This window comes from Polyangiaceae bacterium (assembly GCA_016715885.1).
Classification (GTDB): domain Bacteria; phylum Myxococcota_A; class Polyangia; order Polyangiales; family Polyangiaceae; genus Polyangium.
In genome coordinates, this window is the sequence record JADJXL010000020.1 from 243,861 (window position 1) to 265,777 (window position 21,917).

Consider the following 21,917-nt stretch of genomic DNA (forward strand, 5'->3'; position numbering starts at 1 on the left):
TGGAGTTACCGCATGCCGATCAATGCGTGATCTCGATGCCGTTGTCGCTGAGGGCCGTGATTTCGTCTTGCGCCGTTTCCAAATCGAAGTTCTGCACGTCGACACCGGGAACCGTAATGGCTTCGACGCTCATCATGAGTGGGCCGACGGGCAGGGGATCTGGCGAAAGCGTGGGCAGGCTGAACGACGTGCGATTGTCGTAAAGTGCCACCGCCCAAGCTCGCTCGCCCATGGGCACTCCGAAGCCGACCGAATGAATGGTTGCATCTGAAACGGCTTTGAAGCTGTAAACGCCTCCGGTTGCAGCAAGGTCGGTGGGCGTTGCCTGGTAATTCGGAACGGCGATGTCCTTGGTCACGTCGACGGCTCGCATCCACGTGGTGGTCGAGGGAAATGGTTTGTCCATGACGCTTGCACGAGCGATCACGTCATATCGGCCCGATGCAAAGATGCCCGTGAGCGTCGGGACTTTTGCCACGTCGACCTGATCCCCGAAGAACAATGGGATTTGCCCTTCATCGCCCATGGTGAGCAGCGGAATGGCGGCAGAAGCATCCATGCCGGCGGGCGCCGCAGGCACCGTGACTTTCAAGTCGGTGAGCATGTCGGTCGGGAACAATTCGAGCGTCTGTCCCGTGAGATTGCTCCCCGCGTTCACCTCGACGCCCGTTTTGAATGCGAAGCCATAGAGGGCACGCGTATCATCCGCTTGATCCATGAGCGTGCCTTTCGTATCGACGTCGATGATCAAGGCGAAAATCATTTGTTTTCCGGTGCGCGTGACGAGTTGCCAATTGCACGGCTGCGACGGAGCCGGCGGAGGCAATTTGATGCACGCATTGGGGGGCGGTCCCATGCCTCCTCCCGGCTGCTGAATGTCATTCGCGGGATCTCCGATTTTGCTGCTCCACGAGTAACTCACGAGCGCGACCCAAATGTGGTTCGTCGCGTTCTCGAGGGTATCGAATCCCGTAATGGTCCCGGACACTTGCGCGGTTTCCACCGTCGGAGGTTTCGTCCGACCGAGCGGAATGGTGACGTTCGCGCCGTTGACGCCGAACCACGTTGCAGCGACGTGATCCGCGGCCGTCACGGTAATGGTTTGCGCGCCTTGAAGCGCGGGATTTTTGAATGTGACGAGGCCCGTTTCATCCGTCGTGCCCTCGAGTGGCTCCGTCGCATCCGGTTCACCGACGCGCACCGCCGCACCCGCAATGGGTTCTTTGGTGTCCCCATCGATGGCGTACACGTTGATCTTGCCATCGACGGCCCCCGATCCAATGCCCCCGCCCGGTATTTCCTGGGGCGCCGCGTCGTTCATTTTATCGACGGTGGTCGTGTCACCCCCGCACCCAATCGTCGAAAGCACCGGAACCATTGCGCAGAGCGCAAGCCAACGTGTCATGGTAGTCATGTAAGCCTCCTCAATCGAAGCGACCGGGACATTTGTCCCACGTCCAACCAATCGTGCCACGGCATCTCGCGCTTGGCGATATTCATTCGAAAGGCCGAATCTAAGCCTCGCACACGCAGAGAGGCGACGAACACGTCACGGTTGTCGCTTCGAACTTGCTTTCGCAACGCGACTAGGTGCAATAAGGGCGAAGCAGTGTGCCGCGCTGACTGCGGAACGGGAGAGTCATGAGAAGACGATCGATGAACAGAGCAAACGCGTCGTGGCTGGGGATTGCGGTCCTGACGCTGATGTCAACGACCGGATGCGAGGTCATCTCGAAGGTCGATCGAAGCGATCTCGATCAAGGAACAGGCGGCGCATCGCCGACGACATCTTCCTCGTCTTCGTCGAGCTCGAGCGGTTCGATGGCCGAATGCACGGAAGCGACCGTCGACGCGGATTGTCCCGCGCCGGAGAACGAGTGCCTCGTGCGCACGTGCGAGGCGGGAAAATGCGGCACGGCGCCGGCCGCGCAAGGAACGCCCGTTTCCACCGACGTGCCTGGCGATTGCCAAGTCACGTACTGCGATGGAGAGGGCGCTCCCACGACGCAAAACGACGACATGGACATGCCCAATGACGGGCTCGAATGCACCACCGACGCCTGCGACAACGGCACGCCGACGCACACGCCAGTGGCCGAAGGGACGGGCTGTGGAGCAGGCGGTACGCTCTTCTGTGACGCCGCCGGTGCATGTGTCGGCTGCTTGATCGACGCCGACTGTGGACAGCCTGCCGACGACTGTTCAGCGCCCGTTTGCACCGCCGGAAGCTGCGAGACGAGCTTCACGCAGATCGGTACGCCCACGACGAACCAAACGGCGGGCGATTGTCAAGAAGAACAATGCGATGGTCTCGGCGGCACCAAGGTCGTCACGCAATCGTCCGACATCAACGACGACAACAACGCGTGCACGGCGGATTCCTGTAGCGGCTCGACGCCCGCGCACGCGAACCTGCCTTCCGGCACGACTTGCACCGACGGAGGCCTCGGGAAGACGTGCAACGGCGCGGGTGCGTGTGTCGAGTGTTTGACCGCGGCAGACTGCACGAGCAAGGTTTGCGTTGCGCAGGCGTGCGCAGCGCCCGCGTGCGACGACGGAGTGCAGAACGACGTCGAGACGGACGTCGACTGCGGTGGTGGAACCTGTTCAGCTTGCGCCAATGGACAGAATTGCACGCAGAACGACGATTGCACGAGCACCGTGTGCGCGACGGGCGTGTGCGCCGCTTCGCTGTGTGCCGATAATCGCGTCACGGGCAACGAAGGTTGCGACGATGGCAATACGACACCGGGCGATGGCTGCTCCGCCACGTGCGCCGTCGAAACCGGCTACGAATGCGTGGGCGAACCCAGCGTCTGCACCGTGAGCTGCGGCGACAGCGGTCTCGACCCCAACGAAACGTGCGACGACGGCAATACGACGCCTGGCGACGGATGTTCTGCCACGTGCGCCATCGAGCCTGGTTATTCGTGCTCCGGTACGCCGAGCGTTTGCGTCATTTCGTGCGGCGAGGGTACCATTACCGGTTCCGAAGCATGCGACGACGGCAACCTCGTCAATGGCGACGGCTGTTCGGATACGTGCAGCATCGAGCCGGGGTGGGACTGCACCGGCGCACCCAGCATGTGCGGGCCCGTCTGCGGCGATACCGTCATCGTTGGCGGTGAAACGTGCGACGACGGCAATGCGAACAGCGGCGATTGCTGTAGCTCCGCGTGCCAGCTCGAAGCAGGCTGCGAAGTCGAGCCCAATGACACGGACGCGACGGCCAATGCGTATGCAGACGTGTTCCTCAATGACAAGGTCAAGGCGCTCATCGAGCCTTCTTTCGATATCGACTACTTCTCGTTCGTCGTGCCCGCGGGCCAGAACGGCGAGATCGCCATCGAATCGATGGATGGGCCGCTTGGAAGCACCTGTGCAAATCTCGAAGTCGATACCAATGTCACCGTGTACGATTCGAGCCTCAACGTCCTCGGGGTAAACGACGACATCAGCGGCTCGGATTACTGCTCGATACTCACCGTCCCGGCCCTCACGCCAGGCACCTACTACATCGAAGTGACGTCGTCGCCGTTCGTTCCGGATGCGACCTTCGATTACACGATGCAAGCCGTGTTGACGCTCGGCACGTGCAGCAGCGGCACCATTGAAGCAGGCGAAACCTGCGACGACGGCAATCTCGACAATGGCGACGGGTGCTCGTCGTCGTGTGCGATTGAGCCCGGCTACCAATGCACGGGCGTGCCCAGCATGTGCACCGACGACGACGAATGCATGCTCGGCACGCATGACTGCGTCGCAGGCGCGACGTGCGTCAATACGCCTGGTTCATACATTTGCCAATGTCCGTCGCCTCTGGGCGGTGATGGCAGGTCGAGCGGCATGGGCTGCGCCAGCGGCATCTACTATGCATTCGACGGCTCGGGAGCAACCGTACCAAACCTCGCCGTCACCCCGCCGCTCAATGCGCCGAATGCGACCATCGTGGGTGGACAAACCCAGGGGGGCGTGGGCAAGTGCAGCACGGCTCTCAATGGTGTCGGCGGCACGAGCGACACGAACTATGTCGATACGAACTGGCCCACGTATTTGAACGGCTCCTGGACCGTTTCGTTCTGGACCGCGAACATGGTGCCGCCTGCTGGCGTCAATCCGGATTACATCTTCGGCGATTTCACCGCCGGAACGTTCCGCTGCTTTACCGGAGGCATCGCAGGAAACAACAACATCCTCTTGCGTGGAGCGGGCATGACGGACGTCCTGCTCACGGCTGCCGCCAACGTTGCCCCGACGATGTCGACGTTCGTGTACGACGCAACGCTCAACAACATCAAGGGCTACATCAACGGCGTGCTTGCGCAGACTGTGGCTCAAGCCGGCCCGCTGTCATTCACCACCAGCACCGGAACGCTCAAGGTTGGCGCCTATACAAGCACCGTCCCTGCGTTCACCAATGGTGCGCAAATGGACGAATTCCGCATCTACTTCCGCGCGCTCGACGCGACCGAAGTTGCGGATCTCTGGAACAACCCCGCCTGCACACCCTGACTCGTCCTCCCCAAACAACACCCATGAGCCGTCGCGTACCGTCGTACGCGATGGTTCTCACATGGGCAAGTTTCGTGCCCACTTGGCGATCTTTTTGAAAAAATCGACACTTCGGACGCCCGATGAGCCGATCTGCTGACGCGGATCGGGTGTTCGCCGTGGCGAAACGCACATTTCCGGCGTGACATCGCCGTTGCAGGTCGCCGAAGACCCGTTCCGCTCGTCACGATCGGGACATCGGAACGATGATCCGACGCTCTTGAGCATCCAGATCGGCAAATCGGACGCCCGAGCAGGCGATCGGGGACGCCTGCATCGAGCGTGCGGGATGTCGAGAGAGGTTTATCGAGGGGAAAAGCTTCGGGGGCGAGAGGAAATCTCCCCCTCTCCGCCGCGAAGCGGGGGAGAGGGGGCCGGGGGTGAGGCGCTACTTCCGCTTGCGGCGCAAGAGCCAGCCCAGGAGCAGGCCAAGCGATCCGAGCATGCCCGGGTGCACCGGCGCTGACTCGTCGCTGGCGATCGAGCAATCGCAGCCGCCGGCTGGCGTTATGCCACTGCCACCGCTACCGCCGACGCCGACGATTTCACCGGACGAGCTGGAGCTGCTGCTCGAGCTGCTGCTCGACGAAGCGCCGCCCATGCCGCCCATGCCGCCCATTCCACCGCCGCCCATGCCGGCTTCGCCACCCATGCCGGCTTCGCCGCCCATGCCGCCACCACCCATTCCACCGCCGCCCATGCCGCCCATGCCAGCGCCGCCGCCGGTGCCCTGCGTCGGATCCGGCATGACCAGCACGTCGACGCTGTCACCGGCTGAACCTGTGCCATCGCTGACATTGAGTTGGAACGTCAGAATCGTGGGATCGGTCACCTCCGGAGCTTGGAAGGCCGGCGTTGCGGTCTGCGAAGCGAACAGCGTTGCTGCGGGACCCGCCATCTGGGTCCACGTGAACGTGAGCGGGTCGCCGTCGGGGTCCGAGCTTGCGGAGCCATCGAGCTGCACGAGGTTGCCTTCCATGATGGATTGATCCGGGCCTGCGTTGGCGATCGGCACGCCATTGCATTCGCCCGTATCGTCCACGACGCCCGAGAACGGCTTGTTGTCGACCCAGAGGAGCGCGACGTTGTCGATTTCCCAGCCGATATCCCCGGCGGCCAAGTCCGTTCCGATTCGGAATCGAAGCTTGACGGTTTTGCCCGCAAAGTTTTTCTTGAAGTCGAGCACGGTCGACGTCATTGCTGGGTAATTGGCGCTCTGGTTCACGAATGCTTGACGATCCGAGATTGGATTGCCTGCCAAATTCGTGATCGTACCGCCATAGCCTGGAGTCGCGTACGTGCTGACGTCCTCCCAGGTTTGACCACCGTCCGCCGTGATTTCGATGACGCCGCCGTCCCAATACGTATTGGGATTGCCGACGGACGTTTCGAACGAATATCGGTGTTCGAACGAAACGACGAAGTTGCCGTTCGCGCTGACGTGAATGTCGGGGGTTTCGAGCGACGTGTCGGATGTCGCGCCGTAGTCGATGCCGTGCCATCGCCAATTGCCTTCGACATCCTTCGTGCGCGACCAAATATCGGTGCGCGACGCGTCGCCAGTGAGGGTAAACGTGGTCTTTTCGCTATCGACCGTGTCGATCGTCGAAATGCTGGCGAGGTCGTCGATGTCGATGCGGTCGGTGGCCGCAATTTTGACGTCGGTGACGCACGAATCGGCATTTTGAGCTTGGACGTCGAAGCTGATGACCGTATCTGCGTATTGCCCCGGCGCCAGCTCGATATCGAAAGAGATCGTGCTCTTGTTGTACCCGAGCATGTTTGGAATCGTGAATTGGTTTCCGTTCGGGAAAATGACGCCCGGGGTGGGTGTCGTCACGGTGACGGCGGTATTCGCGAGCGGCGCGGGGCCGTTGTTGATGAGCTCGATCGTGACCTTGCCAGCTTCGCCGCCATCGAGAATTCCGTCGGAATCGCAGCTTCGAACGCTGTCGTCGACCTTCACCGACGTGATCTGATGATTGCCCTTGACCTCGTAAGACTCCACAACGCCGATGTGGGTCGTCGACGTGCGAGGTGGCGAGATGGCGCAGGTGCCGGCACCACGCTTGGCAAAGCCATTGGCAAGCTCGAGCATGTCGTCGTTATCGACGGAGGCTGCGTACGCGAGAATGCCGTCACGCTGTTCCGTGTACGTCGGCCCCACGGGAGCCATCATCATGCCGCCGACGACATAATCGGCCATCGTCCGCTTTGCCACGTCGAACGCGTATTTACCCGAAAGAATCAGGTTCGTGTACGCCTCCCACATCATCGACGCCCAGATTTCGCCCGAGTTGTGCACTTGAGCGTTGTTTCCGCCGCCCGGATTCATGAATATGGGGGGAAGCGCCTGGCTATCGTCGATGTGCTTGAACGTGAGCGGATTCTTGTTCATGTCGCGCGAGTAGGGCAGGCGCCGAATGCCGTAGTAGGCAAAGTTATGGAACGACACCGTCGAATAGTATGCGTCGGCGAACGTACCCGTTTCGAAGTTGTCGCCCTCGCGGCTACCCATGTGCAGCGCAACGAAATCGCCCCAGCCTTCTCCTTGACCTCGGGCTTGATTCGATCCCGTCACGACGAGCCGGTTGTGAATGTAATGGCCCCATTCGTGACCAATGATGCTGTTATCGATGGTGCCGTCATGCTCGACGCCACTCGGCGCGCGCGACATGGTGACCGTCACCGGCCCCTGTTGCAGAGCTGCTTTGAGCGCATTGCCATTCTCGAGCGTCGTCGACAGCGAACCAATGGTGATTCCACCTGGATCGGTGCCGCCCATCCCGGGAGGCGCCGTGTTGGGTGCGTTGTTTGCGAGCAGCATTCCGATGCCACCGGCGGCCAGAATGTTCTGCGCCTTTATGACGAACGCACAGAAGCCGCGGTCGACGAGCACGATCTTGCCCACGACGTCGTTCACGAGCGGGCTGCAAGCGTCGTTGAGGGTGCCTGGGGGAGAGCCTGGTTCGATCGTGCCGTCATCGCCGAGCACCAATTCGCCAGAAACGTTGAAGGTTTGCAGTCCGAACGATGCCGAATTAGCCGAGTAACTCGCGTTGATCGGTGCTCCGATGTTCAGGGACAAGTTGTTGCTGCCCGACCAGAGGAACATCTGCATGCGTGGCGATGTTCCGTCCGCCGGCGTGCTCATGTTGGCGTTGTTGCGCGCGGCGCCGGCACCATTGAAACCAAGCGCCTTGTCTTGCGCTTGTGCAAGCAGCACGTCGGCCTCTTCGCCACCGCGCCCGTAGTTGCTCTCTTGTGCGTTCCCGGCAGCCTCGTTGAACCCCGAGTCGTACCAATAGTCGTGCAGCCAGTTTGTCGTATAGAACAACTGCGTCGTCGCTGCTTTGCTTTGATCGACGCTCGCGAGCGGTGCAGCAGCCGTGTCGTAGGTTCGATCGAACACCCCCGGAGCCGTGACGTCTGCGCGGAGATCAACCCCGGCGTTGAAGCCTTGGTTCGCCGCTGCCACGTCTGCCGTGCATGCACCGGCGACGTTGCAATCCGTGTGATCGGTGTACGCATCGATGTTGTTGCCCTTCGTCTCGGTCGCTCCGGCAGGCAACCACGGATCCGGCATGCCGCTCGGGTTCGTGTTGAACCCTTCCATCGTCACGAGTGACGGCGCCGTGAATCCCGGTATTTGGTTGTCCGGAGCGCCCGTCGGATGCGGCGTGAAGTCTACGAAAGGACTGTCCTTCGGCGTATGCGGCGGCATCTCGTCCGCCCACACGCGGTACTGGAACGCGTCGTACTCGGTCAAACTCTTGCGCAAGAGCACTCGGCCATCGTTCGCAGCAATCACGTGGGCGAACACGTCCGGCGTGACCGTTCCCGGCGCAGACACCTGCACTTCGACGTAATACGCCGGCACGAGCGCGTCGGGCATCACGTAATACACCTTCTTCGCGCGCGCAGGCTCCACGAATGCGCGCTCGGACGAACCCACTTTGAAGGGCGCCGTGAGGTCGAAGAGATCGTACCCAGACTTCTTTGCCGTCTGCGCTCGAAGGCTCGACGCAGATAGTTTGACTCCGTAAAGATCTTCGAGCGACCGACCAATCGCTGCATCCGGCGCGACCGCAAACGGTCCCCACTTCTTCGCCGTGCCCGCGATCGCTCCTGGATGAAGCGCGCCACCGAGCGCCACGAGCTTGCCCGAACGCGTGAGAAGCACCTTCATGTCGCTGTGGAGCAGCTCGACTCCATCGACAGATTGGCGGAAGACGACGATGACGCCACCTCGCCCCGTGTCGTGTTTCATCACGACCTTGGCCGTCTGAAGCGCTTTCGGCGTCAAACCATACATGTCCGCGTGCGCCGCGAGATGATGACGCGCGATACGTTCGGGGCTCGCACCGATGAGGTTCTTTGGGAAGGCGACATTTCGCGCAGCCCAGAAAAACGTCGGCGTGCCGCGTTTGTCATCGACCGATGCGACAAACCCACGCGAACCCGCAGGAGCGGCTACGACAGCGGCTGGATTTGCCTGCGCGTACGCGTAATACGGCTCGGCTTCTGTCGCTCGCGCGTCGTTCGTCGCAAGCAATGCAAGGGGGAGAATGGACAAGTAGCGTGCACGGCGGATCATTCGTTCGTTCTCCACGGGGCGAGAAATTGACCAGGGCGGCGATGTTACCGTGAAGAGCCTAGGCGCTGTCGAGCAAAAAGCTGCTCGGACCCTCCGCTGATTGCCCATACCGCGTGTTGTCGCAGCACCGTGCGCCAAACCGTTTCACGTCGAACAGTTGGCCACGCTGCACCGCGTAAGTAGCCTTGGAACACCTATGAATAACGTGCTCGACAAGCTGCTGGGACGCACGGATCCGTCGGCAGACCTACCTCTCGCACACCGTATCGAGACAAACCCTCCGCAGTCGATCAGCGACGTCATCGCACTCATGAACCAAATCGATGTCGCCTTGCCTGATTCCGATGGGCTCAAGTGGTTCAACAAGCTCTACAACATGGTCACGCAAGCCGTGGCTCGTGAGATCGATGCGGGTAGGTTCGAAAATGGCGCCCTCATCGCAAGGCTCGACGTCCTTTTTGCGCACCGCTACTTCAACGCGATCGTGATGAATGCCAAAGGCGCCAATTGCCCGCGCGCCTGGCGCCCGCTGCTCCAATTTCGGACGCGTCCCGGCGTCTCGCGCGTCCAATTCGCGCTCGCCGGAATGAATGCACACATCAACCACGACCTGGCCCTCGCCGTGGTGGATACCTGCATCGAAACCAATGTCGTCCCAGAGCGGAAAACCCCGTTCGAAAACGACTTCTTGATCATCAACGACATCCTCGAAGAAGCCGAAAAGCACGCGACCCCCATGCTTCTCACAGGAGCGCTCGGAACCATCGAACGCAGCATCGGCAACGTCGACAACGCGCTCGCGTTGTGGAGCGTCAGGCACGCGCGTGATTCCGCTTGGACAAACGCCGAAGTCCTGTGGTCGCTCAGGCACAACCGCACGCTGTTCAATTCATTCGCCTCGACCATCGACGGCATGGCCGGCTTCGCTGGTCGCGGACTGCTCCTGCCCGGTGCGCTCGAAAAACTCGAACGAGCGTAACTGAAGCCTGGCCTGGATTTGGACGCTCGCTTCGCGCGCGTGGGACGCGCGCTTCGCGAGGCTAGTTTACGATGGGGGGGCCGAGGCTCGCCTCCCGGTGCTTTTGCTTGCGCAAAAGCACGGCGAGGCTCGGCCCCCCCATACCCCCCCAAATCAAACCGGAACGTCGTTCACGCGACTTCCCCCTCGACAATTGTTTCAGGATGCGATAGTTCGCATGCGAAACATCGTGGTGTGAGGTAATGGCTGATGGCGAACGAGCTTCGATACGATGGGAAAGTGGCGATCGTCACGGGCGCGGGCAATGGTCTCGGACGATCCCACGCACTATTGCTGGCCAGTCGTGGCGCCAAAGTCGTGGTCAACGACCTCGGCGGCGGAAGACACGGTGAAGGCAAAGGCTCCGAAGCGGCCGACAAGGTCGTCGCGGAAATCAAAGCCGCCGGCGGCGAGGCCGTCGCAAATTACAACTCCGTCGAAGACGGCGACCAAATCGTCAAGACGGCAATCGATGCGTTCGGACGCATCGATATCCTCATCAACAACGCCGGCATCTTGCGCGACGTGACCTTCCAAAAGATGACCCAGGAAGACTGGGACCTCATCTACCGCGTCCACGTCCTCGGCAGCTTCCGCTGCACTCACGCCGCATGGCCCTACATGCGCGACCAAGGCTACGGGCGCATCGTCTTCACGTCGTCCGCGGCGGGCATCTACGGCAACTTCGGTCAAGCCAATTATTCGATGGCCAAACTCGGCATGGTGGGTTTGTCGAGTACGCTTGCGCTCGAAGGCAAAAAGCGAAACATCATCGTCAACACGATCGCTCCCATCGCCGGATCGCGCATGACGGAAACGGTGCTTCCGCCCGAGATCATCGATGCGCTCAAGCCGGAATACGTGAGCCCGCTCGTCGCGTACTTGTGCCACGAAAGCAACAGCGACACCGGCGGCCTGTACGAAGTCGGCGGCGGGTTTTTCGCCAAGCTTCGCTGGGAACGTACCGAAGGCAAAACGATTCGCCTCGGCAAACAAATCCGCATCGAAGACATTCAGCGCGACTTCGGAAAGATCACGAGCTTCGACAAGGCCACGCATCCGACCGACATCAATCAGTCGATGGGCCCCGTTATGACGAATGTGCAGGCGGGTCCGGCGAAAGGCGGCAACGAGTTCATCGATGTCGACGAGGCGCTCGGCTACGAATACCCGCCCATCCACTCGTCGTACGACGAACGAGACCTCGCCATTTACGGCCTGAGCGTCGGCGCCGCGGAAAACCCGCTCGATGACAAAGAGCTACGTCACACGTACGAGATGCACGGGCAAGGGTTCGTCCCACTCCCGACTTACGGCGTCGTGCCTGCGCTTCGCGCGCTCTTGGACCTTGCGCGCCAAGGCAAAACCGCGCCAGGCATGAACTACGGGCTCGATCGGCTGCTCCACGGCGAGCAGTACATGGAGCTCACGAGGCCGCTGCCGCCGACCGCGAAACTCACGCACAAGGCGAAGGTCAAGGACATTTTCGACAAAGGCAAAAACGCGCTCATCGTCACAGAAATCAAGAGCTACGACGAAGCGGGCGAGGTGCTCGTCATCAACGAGAGCACGGCGCTCATTCGTGGAGCTGGCGGTTGGGGCGGTGATCGAGGGCCTTCGGCGGACGTGAACGTGCCGCCCGAGCGCGCTGCCGATGCGACGATCGAGCAAAAAATCCCGGAAAACCAAGCGCTTCTGTACCGCTTGAACGGCGACTGGAATCCGCTGCACGCCGATCCCTCGTTCGCTTCGGCGTTCGGTTTCTCCAAACCCATCCTGCATGGTCTCTGCACGTTCGGCTACGCCGCGCGGCACGTGATCCGCACGTTCGCCGATGGTGACGCGCGCAAGTTCAAGAGCATCAAGGTGCGCTTTGCGGACAGCGTTTTCCCCGGCGAAACGGTGATCACCGAGATGTGGAAAGAGAGCGACACGCGCATCGTGTTCCGCTGCAAGATCAAGGAACGCGACAAGGTCGTCATCTCGAACGCGGCGATCGAGCTTTGGAAGGAAATCCCGCAACCGAAGGCGAAAGCAGCTCCCGCAGCAGCAGCAGCTCCGGCGCAAGCCGCGGCGCCTGTGGATGATCCGAGCGGCGACGTGTTCATCGGGATTCGCGACTATGTCGAGAAAAATCCTGCGCTCGTCGAGAAGGTCAAGGGCATTTTCCAGTTCGACCTGAAAAACCCGAACAGCACTTGGACCATCGATCTGAAGAACGGCAAAGGCGCCGTGTTCGAGGGGGCGGGTTCGGACAAACCCGACACGACGCTCGAGATTACCGCCGCCGATTGGCTCAGCATGGCGACGGGCGCGGCGGATCCGCAGAAGCTCTACTTCGAAGGCAAGCTGAAGATCGGCGGCAACTTGATGCTGTCGCAAAAGCTGAACTTCATGAAGAAGATCGACCCGCAGCAAGCGATGGCGGCGATCGCGGCGCACAAGAAGGCCAAGGGTGGTGCAACTGCGGCGGCTCCCGCCGCGGCTGCGCCTGCGCAAGAGACGCCTGGTTCGATTGCGGCCGACGTGTTCATCGGGATTCGCGATTACATTGAAAAGAACCCGCAGCTCGTGGAAAAGGTCAAGACCATTTTCCAATTCGATCTGAAGAGCCCCGACAGCACGTGGACGATCGATTTGAAGAATGGCAAAGGATCGGTATTCGAGGGTCCTGGCGCGGAAAAGTCCGACACGCAGCTCGAAATCACCGTCGAAGATTGGCTCGCAATGGCATCTGGCAAGGCGGATCCTCAGCAGCTCTACTTTGGTGGCAAGCTGAAGATCAGCGGCAATCTGATGGCTTCGCAGAAGCTCAACTTCATGAAGAAGATCGACCCCGAGCAGGCGAAAGCAGCGATTGCGGCGCACAAGGGGAAGGCGGCGACGAAGGCCGAAGCTCCGAAGGCAGCGGCGCCGGCGGCTTCGGCACCGGCAAAGGCGGATGCGGGACCGGGCGTGGTGGCGGTCTTCGATGCCCTGAGGGATCGCATTGCGAAATCGCCGGAGATGGCCAAGGAAGTCGACGCCGTCGTCGAATTCCGACTCACGGGGCCCGACAGCGATTGGCACGTCGACTTTGCGGGTGGTCATACGACAGTTTCGACAGGTCGAGCCAAAGAACCGGCGGCCGTCATTACGATGTCGACCGAAGACTTTTTGGCCCTGGTGCGCGGAACCGAAAGCGACGCGCGCCTGTTCCAAACGGGCAAAATGCGCGTCGACGGCGAAGTTCGCATTGCGTCGCATCGGTTGGGTTTCTTGAAAGGGTTGCTCGGGCAAGCGAGCTAGGCGGACGGAACGGAAACTGAAGGAGGCTGACAATGGGCAGAAGAGTCAATGTCATCGGCGTCGGGATGGTGAAGTTCCAAAAGCCTGGCGCGAGCGAAGACTACAACGTGATGGCGGCGAAAGCGGCAAAAGCGGCCCTGGCCGATGCCGGCGTCGACTATGGCACGGTCGAACAAGCTTATGCGGGCTACGTTTTCGGCGATAGCACGTGCGGGCAGCGAGCGGTCTACGAAGTCGGTTTGACCGGCATTCCGGTCATCAACGTGAACAACAATTGCTCGACGGGATCGACGGCGCTTTACCTTGGAAGGCAAGCCATCGAAGGCGGCCTTGCAGAATGCGTCTTGGTCGTGGGATTCGAGCAAATGGAAAAGGGCGCGCTCGGATCGAAATGGGGCGACAGGCCGAGCCCGATTGACAAGCACGCCGACGTCATGCAACGCGTGCAAGGCTTCAATCAATCCGTTCCGACAGCGCAAATGTTCGGCGGCGCCGGGCGTGAATACCGCTGGAAGTACGGCGCGAAGCGCGAAACATTCGGCAAAGTGGCGGAAAAAGCGCGCAAACACGCGAGCAAGAACCCGTACGCGTTGTTCAATGAAGTGCTGTCGCTCGAGCAGATCATGGCTTCGCCCGAAGTTTTCGATCCGCTCACGCGATTCCAATGCTGCCCGCCCACCTGCGGCGCAGCAGCAGCCATATTGTGCTCCGATGATTTCGCCAAAAAGCACAACATCTCGAATCCGATCTACATTGCCGCGCAAGCCATGACGACGGATTTTGCGTCGAGCTTCGGCGACAGCATGATCAAAATGATCGGGTACGACATGGCCAAAGCGGCGGCCGACAAGGTCTACGCGCAATCGGGCATCGGACCGGAAGACGTGCAAGTCGTCGAATTGCACGATTGTTTCACGGCCAACGAAGTGGTGACCTACGAAGCGCTCGGCCTTTGCAAAGAAGGCGAAGCGGAGAAGTTCATTTGGGACGGGCAAAACACGTTCGGCGGTAAATACGTGACCAATCCTTCCGGTGGGCTTCTCTCGAAGGGTCATCCGCTCGGAGCGACGGGTTTGGCGCAATGCACCGAGCTCGTTTGGCAGCTACGAGGCACGGCGGACGCGAGGCAGGTGGAGGGCGCCAAGGTGGCGCTTCAGCACAACCTGGGCCTCGGCGGCGCGTGCGTCGTCACCATGTACCGGAAAGATTGATAGGCACTTCTCAGGGATTGAAGGGAAAATCGGGGGGTTTGGGGGGCCGAGCCTCGCCGTGCTTTTGCGCAAGCAAAAGCACCGGGAGGCGAGCCTCGGCCCCCCAACGTAAACTAGCCTCGCGAAGCGCGCGTCCCACGCGCGCGGAGCGAGGGTGCAAATACTGGCTCGGTTTCAAACCAGTTATGTTCTAGGTGGCTGAGGCGCGTGGTGCCCCAATCACGCCGCATTTCGCCCGCGTATCGGCCCAATACAATCTTTCAATCCATGCTTCAAATTGCGTAGCGTACGCAAACTGCCGAGGTTTACACCAAGGTCGACGAGCGTTTGCGCAACGCTCGGTCGGATGCCGGTCAAGACACACTTTGCGCCGAGCAATTCGACGGCCCTGACGATGCGAACCAAATGGTCGGCGATGGCCGTGTCCACGGTGTCGGTCCCGGTCACGTCGATGATGACATATCGACAGCCGCGCTGACTCACTTCGTCGAGCAGTCGTTCCATGATTTGATTCGTTCGGCGCGAATCGACGACACCGACGAGAGGAAGCGCGAGTACGTCATCCCAAACTTCGAGAATCGGCGTGGAGAGTTTTTCCACGGTCAGTTGAAGCCGTTCGAGCGTCGCGGCGCGCTCGCGTTCGGCGTCGAGCTTCCTACCCAGCTCTTGGACGAGCGCAGCGATGTGATCGGTCTGAATGGCCGCAACGTGTTCCTGCGCGTCGATGAGCTTCTCCAAAGCCTCGAGTCGCTCTTGAAAGACGACGTTGAGCGAGCTCGACGAGCGCGCACCGTCGGTGTTCGTTTCATGCGACCGTTGCGTCAGCGCGACTTGACCAACCCGGAGCACGGCCAGCTTCATTCCAAGCGCCACGGTCTTGAAAAGTTCGCACACGTCGCTACGAATCGGCACCTTGGAAAACATGAGCATCGTAAAGATGTCGCCATTCGGTAGCGCCCCGCCAAACCCGAGCACCGAACGAATGCCGTATTTTTTAACGAAATCCTGCGCCGGAATCGATGGTGCGCCACGCGCTTCGGGGACGTGGAAAATCCCCAAATCCCCCTCGACCAAACTCACGCCAATCTCCTGATCGGCCCGGAAGATCTTCGCAAGATCCACCCCGAGCGATGCAAGTAAGGACCGCACCATCGGCAGCCCCAAGACAAACTCGGGGCTCGGAAGCGGAATGGCCAAATGCCCGCTCGATGTGCTGGGAGCGTTCCAGTTGGGCTCTTCTCCGGCCGTCGCAAGCAAGGACAGGCATGGCGTCGCATCGGTGATACGCGCATCGCTGCATAACTTCGCGGCAAACCGCTGTCTGTCGTCATCCAAATGCTCGAACGACGTCAGCACATAAACGCGCACGAGGGCACAACACCGAGCTCCCGTGGATCCCTCGCGCAGTTGCTCGAACAGAAATTGCACCACGTTGTTCGTCACATCGGTCAAGTTCGACGCTGAAACGCCGAGACGACGTAGCTGCAAGCTCAGTTTGACCGCATCAGCCGACGAAAATCGCTCGAGGTCATAACCCATATGTCACCTATGAACAGTGGAAAGAAGGCAGGCAAGCACGAATTGGGCGCAACCAGAAAATAGTTTGTCGCAGGTCCGTTTACGACATAGGGACACTGACAGCTTTGCGCTGGTGTCAAATCGAGTGCTTTTTTTGACGAGAGTTTTAACGAGAGAGGGTGGGTCCGCGCCGCTTATCGGCAGCACCGGAAGCCGATGTTCGGCAAGAGCGTTTGCTCTGCGGCGCGTGCAGGCAATTCCATCGTGCACGAAAGACCGAGCTGCGGTGAAAGATAGGATCCGCCATGGAGCTGGAAGATTCGATCGGGCGCCGAAGCCATGTTCGTTTGCGTGCTGGTCCATTCGGTGACGTTTCCCGAAAGGTCGAACGATCCGCCCATGGCCGTGCACATTGCCGAATTTCCGGTCGGCCGTGCCTGATTCATTGCGCCCGCGTTGTCCACGCCATAACACGCCATGGGGTCGTACATCATCCCATATGGATAAAGCATTCCCATGCCGCCACTGCACGCCATCTCGAGCTCGGCCGCCGTGCACAAGCGGAATCCCGCTCCGCGCGCCGCACATGCCGCTTCGGCCTCGGCATACGAGCCCCCCGTCCATGGCAAAACCCCAGCCTTGCTGCAAGAAACCGTTTCACGAATGCCTGCCGATTGCATCGTCGCATCAGGTCGTGAAGCTTCGTAACGATCGACGTACACGGGAGGATTCGAGCCAGGCACCAGATCCATGTCGAATGCCATTGGATCGATGTCCTCGTCGACGAAACCATCGCAATCGTCGTCGATGCCATTGCACAATTCCGGCTGCGAGGGCAGTGGAGCCGGCGGCGCGCTCAAGTCGCAAATGGTTTTTCCGCTATTTTGCGGATCACAAATGATCACGCCCATGTCGACGCATTGACCAAGCGCACTGTCTTTGCACGTGGTGCCCAGATCCTGAAACCATTCGTCGATGCTCCCGTCGCAGTTGCCGTCAATGCCATCGCATCGCGTTTCCGTCGTGCGCACGAAGCCGGATACCACTTCGACTTCCGGCGGGTACACGCACGACCACCCCGCAGAACCATTACAGGCAACCGTCGTCGCAGCACACGGCGTGCCCGGCGTCATGGTGCACAAATTCGCGGGCGGTTCGAGGTCCGGATCGGCCGAATCCACCTTGCCGTCGCAATCGTCGTCGATACCATTGCATTGCTCGGGACCGAGCACGGGCACGGGGCAGGTGTATTCACAGCCGGTCTTCGCATCTCCATCGACATCGTACGTGCCGGCAATGCACGTATCGACGATACACGCACCGTCAACACATTTGGGAAATGCGCTCGGCAGCATGCATCGATTGTCGCACGCGCCGCAATTGTTCACGTCGTTCAATAGGTCAGCGCCACACGTGTTCATTCCGCCGGTGCCGCTCGCGCCAATGAATCCGCCGCCATCGCCGCCATCGCCGCCACCCATGCCTGCCATGCCGCCCTCGCCAGCCATTCCGCCAGCCGACGACGCTGTGTCGCCGCATTCGGCAAAACAGAATGCCGAATCGGTGCAGCCGCTACCCAGCACGGCTCCGAAGACGCCCGTGACGAGCGCGACGAGAAGTCCCAATCCGTGGGTTTGTCTGGGGCTCATGATGCCTCCTTGCGCCCACGCGAAAGGCGCCTTGCTCGAGAAAGACACGCGAGTGCCATGATGGCCGCGACGAATGGCGCGTCCCGCCGCTCATCCGATGCAATGCCACACTTGCATCCACCGCCGCCCGTGGCCAATCCGTACCGCCCGTCGTCAGGCTCGCCGCCGCTGCCACCGGTCTCCGCAGTGCCGCCCATTCCTGCAGCGCCACCCATGCCCGCGCTTCCCGCCGTGCCGCCAGCACCCGCAATGCCGCCCGAACCACCGCTGCCGCCACCGCTCGACGAGCTCGACGACGAATTCGGATCATCGACGCACATGCCGTCCATGCACACTTGACCCGGTTCGCACGTAATCTGATCGCACGTCAGCTTGAGGCAATAATTGTCGGGGTTGCAGTAAAGGCCCGGCGGGCAGGGGAATTCGCCATCCGCGCAAGGAATCGCGCATTGCGCTTCGATGCACATGCTCTCTCCGGGACACGGCGCCATGTTGTCGCCGATTCCATCGCAATCCTCGTCGAGCCCATTGCAGATTTCTTGCTTCGGACCCACGAATCCGACGCACACGGGCTTTGCGTTGATGCACAGCACCGTTCCAAGCTGACATGGCGCCTGATCGCTCGGTGCCGTGAGCATCCCGCAAGGAACACCATAGACGTCCGGTTGGTTCGTCGATACGTCCGGCTCTTCGTCGATCATGAAATCGCAATCGTTGTCGATTCCGTCGCAGACCTCGGGCATCGGCATGCAGTTCGGACAATCGAGCGGCAAGCCCATGTCGTCCTCGTCCACGAGACCATCGCAATCGTCGTCCATGTTGTTGCAGATCTCGGCCATCGGTGTCGCGCCCGGATCGGTAATGACACATTCCGTGCCCGTTCCATCCGCTTTGCACAGGTACGTGCCAATGCCCATGCAGGCGCCGATTTCCCCGTCCGTGCACGGTTGCCCTTTTTCGGGGAAATCCTCGTCGATGAGGTTGTCGCAATCGTCATCGAGGCCATTGCATAGCTCGAATTTTTGGTTTTGCCCGATGATTTCTGCCAACGCATTGGCCAATTCGCTCTTCGACGACACGAAAAATGCTTGATTCGTCCCGCCTGCCATCGCAATTTGATTGAGCTGCGCCTGCTCGCTCGGAAGAACCGAAAACCCAATCACGTACGTCGGTACCGGCTTGCCATTGATGCCGGCCAAAAGCGCCGCTGCTGCCGCGGCCGGATTGCCCTCGCAACTCTCCGCGCCATCCGTCAGCAATATCGTCGCATATGACCTGCACGCGGATGCGCTGTCGCACGTCACTACCGGTGTCAAGTAATCGTACGTCGCCTCGAGCGATCCGGCCAACGGCGTCGGCCCGGAGCCTCGAACCTCGCAATTGCCCATGGCGCAATGATTGCCCTCCATGATGCTCGAATCGAACATCCCGTCGGCATCTTCGACTCCATCCAGCCATTTCAGATATTTGCTGATGGGCTGATTGAAGCCGACCAAGAATTGCGCCCCGCGCCGAGGCGGCCCGCACGAGCCTGCGTAATTGATGCAATCGGACGTCGGGGTCATCTCCATGGCTTCAGGCGGCCAACCAATCGGCATGTTCCCCGTGAAAGACGCATTCGCCGGATATCCCGCCGTCGGATAAAGCTGCGACAAGATGCATTGATTGTCCGGATAGACCGCAGGGTAGGGGGGCGGCAAATTGTTCGACGGATCGTCGTACGAACAGCAGCTCTGCGCGCATTCGAAATTCGCCGCCGCTTGGCAGCTTCGATTCACACCTACGTCTTGATAATATCGAGCCAGCGCATAGTCGCTTTCGGGGAACGCGCTGAGCACCTGCGTGAGCGCTTCTTTTGCCACGAACAGGCGCGAATTGTTGCCCGCGACCATATCCGGGTCGCTCGACGTGTCCACGCCGGGATGATCCACCGAACCGTCACCGAACGTCGGATTGCCGGAGAGATCGTTCAGCATCGAGCCGGACGTGTCGAGCACCAATGCGAATCGCGGACGCGCATCCGACGCAGGCACGGCGCACTTGGCAGGATCGTACGAACAAATTTGCGGAACGCCGTTCAGACACGCGGGGATCATCGTCATGTCGGGGCAGGTGATCATCCCGAGGCCTTCGTCGACTTCGCCGTCGAAATCGTTGTCCCAGCCATCGCAGATTTCTCCAACGTACGCGCTGTCGATTTGCAATTCGCCCGCGCCACCTCCGGCTTCGCCCGCGCAAATGGGGCAAATGCCGCCATTGCCACCGCGAACGTCGAAAATGGCTTGCGGATGAATCGTTCCGACGCGCGATTGCACGTTGATGATGCCGCCCCCACCGCCACCAGCGCAATCGTCACACGTCCCGCTGAGCTGCGTGCCTTTGCACTCGTTTTCATTGTCGACCGGATCGAACGGCGTGCATTGGTTGTTGCTGTCGGCACAAACCGAACCGAGCGCGCCACCCAGAGGTTTGCACGTCTGTCCAAGCAGCGCATTGCATTGCGCATTCGTCGTGCAGGGCGTGCAGTTGCACGGTCCACAACGACCGGCCACGCACGTTTGCCCCGATTGACATTCGGCGTTCGTCGTGCACGTCGTGCATTTCGGTTGCGAATCACCTCCACGGCCACCATGCGCGCTGATGCGCGCCGTCTCGGCAATCTTCACAGTGTCGCCGATGATGAGAATGGATCCACCTGCGCCTCCGCCCGCAGAGTCGTTTCCCGACGAACACCCGCGATGCCCGTCCGCCGTCACGCCGCCTGCAATGTCAATCATCCCGTCTTGGGTTGCCGTTGCCGCAAAAAGCACCACGCGCCCGCCACCTCGACCAGCACGAAGCGCCGTGTCATAACCGTCTCGACACCCTTTGTCGCCGCCGGCAGCACCGAATTCGATTTCGTATACGCTGTGTCGGAAGGGCAATCCAGCTACGGTCGGGAATCCATCGGCCGCACCATTGGCATTGAAGACGGTTCCATAACAAACCGCCTTGTTGGGATCCGTGGCCGCGACGCAAGCGTTGTTCACCTTGTTGCCGCAATCCTCCTCGTATTCGTTGGGGAATTCGCAAGCCGTCGCAGATCCGAAAACGAAGCAATCTTTCGTTCCGCGGCCGCCTTGACCAAAGTGAGCGCCGCCGCCGCCCGAATCGAGCACCGAACAGCCGCCGCGTCCGCCCGAAAATGGCGCCGTCAAAGGACCTTCACCATCGTCGCACACGAGCCCTCGATACCCGCTTCCTTTGGCAACGATCCGCGACGAAGCGTCGATGGTAATCGTATTCGCCTTGAGAATGAGGTTCCCCGTATTGAATCGGTCGACGCCGTCATACGGCCCGACGCAGACGACGGCGCCATTCACGAGCGACACGTTGCCAAATGTTTTCTCGCCGCCATATCGACATGCGACGTTGAGCGCCGTATTGGCGTTTACCTGACAGGTCTTATCGACGGGCGTCCCGCCGTCTGGACACATGGCTGGTCCCGCGGCGCTGCCATCGAGAATCAGGTCCGCGGCGACAGCTCGCGTACCGACGATGAGCATGGAGGTCAATACTGCGAATGCAGGTGCATAAGAACGAAGGGGCCCTCGCGCATTTGTCGCGCCGCACTAACCGAATGCTTTATTCACATGTGCCCACGCAACAGCCGGGGCCATACGGAGATGTCGCGGTACCTTGCAACACATCACCGAGCGCCTCGTGCCTTTTTTTTGATCGGCCCGGCGCGTAGTGGGGCCCACGGCGCCAGAGCCGATCTCGTGCTCCGGGGCACGTGGACGTCTTTCGGCATCAAGCGGCATTCATGCTTGCCTTTGCCATTTGCCTTTTCAAACCCCCGGGGGGCGGCCGCCGCCCCCCCCGCCCGGCCCCCCCGGGGCGCCCCCCCCCCCCGCCGGGGCGCCCCCCCCCCCCCCCGGGCCCCCCCCCCCCCGGGGGGGGGGCACACCCCCCCGCACCGGCCCCAACCCCCCCCCAACCCCCCCCGCCCCCCCCCCGCGGGCCGCCCCCCCCCCCCCCCCCCCCCCCACCCCAAGGCCCCGGGGGCCCCCGGCCCCCGGGGGGCCCCCCGGGCCCCGGGGGGG

At 61.0% G+C, this 21,917-nt stretch carries 9 protein-coding genes; 4 read left to right on the forward strand and 5 right to left on the reverse strand.

Annotation, left to right across the window (positions count from 1 at the left end; genetic code table 11):
- Positions 1 to 19 precede the first annotated feature (19 nt).
- A complete protein-coding gene (locus IPM54_26440) occupies positions 20 to 1,405 on the reverse strand; it encodes a hypothetical protein (GenBank protein ID MBK9263329.1) in 1,386 nt (461 codons plus the stop codon).
- A gap of 236 nt (positions 1,406 to 1,641) precedes the next feature.
- On the opposite strand from IPM54_26440, the gene IPM54_26445 reads away from it, so the two are divergent.
- Positions 1,642 to 4,512: a DUF4215 domain-containing protein gene (locus IPM54_26445; protein ID MBK9263330.1), complete on the forward strand. Its 2,871-nt coding sequence runs from the start codon at positions 1,642 to 1,644 to the stop codon at positions 4,510 to 4,512.
- A gap of 427 nt (positions 4,513 to 4,939) precedes the next feature.
- On the opposite strand, the gene IPM54_26450 is transcribed toward IPM54_26445, so the two are convergent.
- Entirely contained in the window at positions 4,940 to 9,148 is a 4,209-nt protein-coding gene (locus IPM54_26450) for a M36 family metallopeptidase (protein MBK9263331.1), read from the reverse strand.
- 196 nt (positions 9,149 to 9,344) lie between these two features.
- On the opposite strand from IPM54_26450, the gene IPM54_26455 reads away from it, so the two are divergent.
- The 3 genes from IPM54_26455 to IPM54_26465 all read left to right on the forward strand — a co-directional run bounded on the left by IPM54_26455 (position 9,345) and on the right by IPM54_26465 (position 14,665).
- On the forward strand, positions 9,345 to 10,127 hold the full coding sequence (locus IPM54_26455) for a hypothetical protein (protein ID MBK9263332.1): 783 nt from the start codon (positions 9,345 to 9,347) through the stop codon (positions 10,125 to 10,127).
- Between the two features lie 249 nt (positions 10,128 to 10,376).
- Positions 10,377 to 13,454: an SDR family NAD(P)-dependent oxidoreductase gene (locus IPM54_26460; GenBank protein MBK9263333.1), complete on the forward strand. Its 3,078-nt coding sequence runs from the start codon at positions 10,377 to 10,379 to the stop codon at positions 13,452 to 13,454.
- Between the two features lie 32 nt (positions 13,455 to 13,486).
- Positions 13,487 to 14,665, forward strand: a complete 1,179-nt coding sequence (locus IPM54_26465) for a lipid-transfer protein (GenBank protein MBK9263334.1) — start codon at positions 13,487 to 13,489, stop codon at positions 14,663 to 14,665.
- A gap of 219 nt (positions 14,666 to 14,884) precedes the next feature.
- Here the strand turns inward: IPM54_26465 and IPM54_26470 are convergent, their stop codons facing one another.
- The 3 genes from IPM54_26470 to IPM54_26480 all read right to left on the reverse strand — a co-directional run bounded on the left by IPM54_26470 (position 14,885) and on the right by IPM54_26480 (position 21,377).
- Positions 14,885 to 16,204 (reverse strand): STAS domain-containing protein, encoded by a 1,320-nt coding sequence (locus tag IPM54_26470; GenBank protein MBK9263335.1) that lies wholly within the window; start codon positions 16,202 to 16,204, stop codon positions 14,885 to 14,887.
- Between the two features lie 173 nt (positions 16,205 to 16,377).
- Entirely contained in the window at positions 16,378 to 17,832 is a 1,455-nt protein-coding gene (locus IPM54_26475) for an SUMF1/EgtB/PvdO family nonheme iron enzyme (GenBank protein ID MBK9263336.1), read from the reverse strand.
- A complete protein-coding gene (locus IPM54_26480) occupies positions 17,829 to 21,377 on the reverse strand; it encodes a hypothetical protein (GenBank protein MBK9263337.1) in 3,549 nt (1,182 codons plus the stop codon). Before IPM54_26480 ends, IPM54_26475 begins: the two co-directional genes overlap by 4 nt.
- Between the last annotated feature and the right edge of the window lie 540 nt (positions 21,378 to 21,917).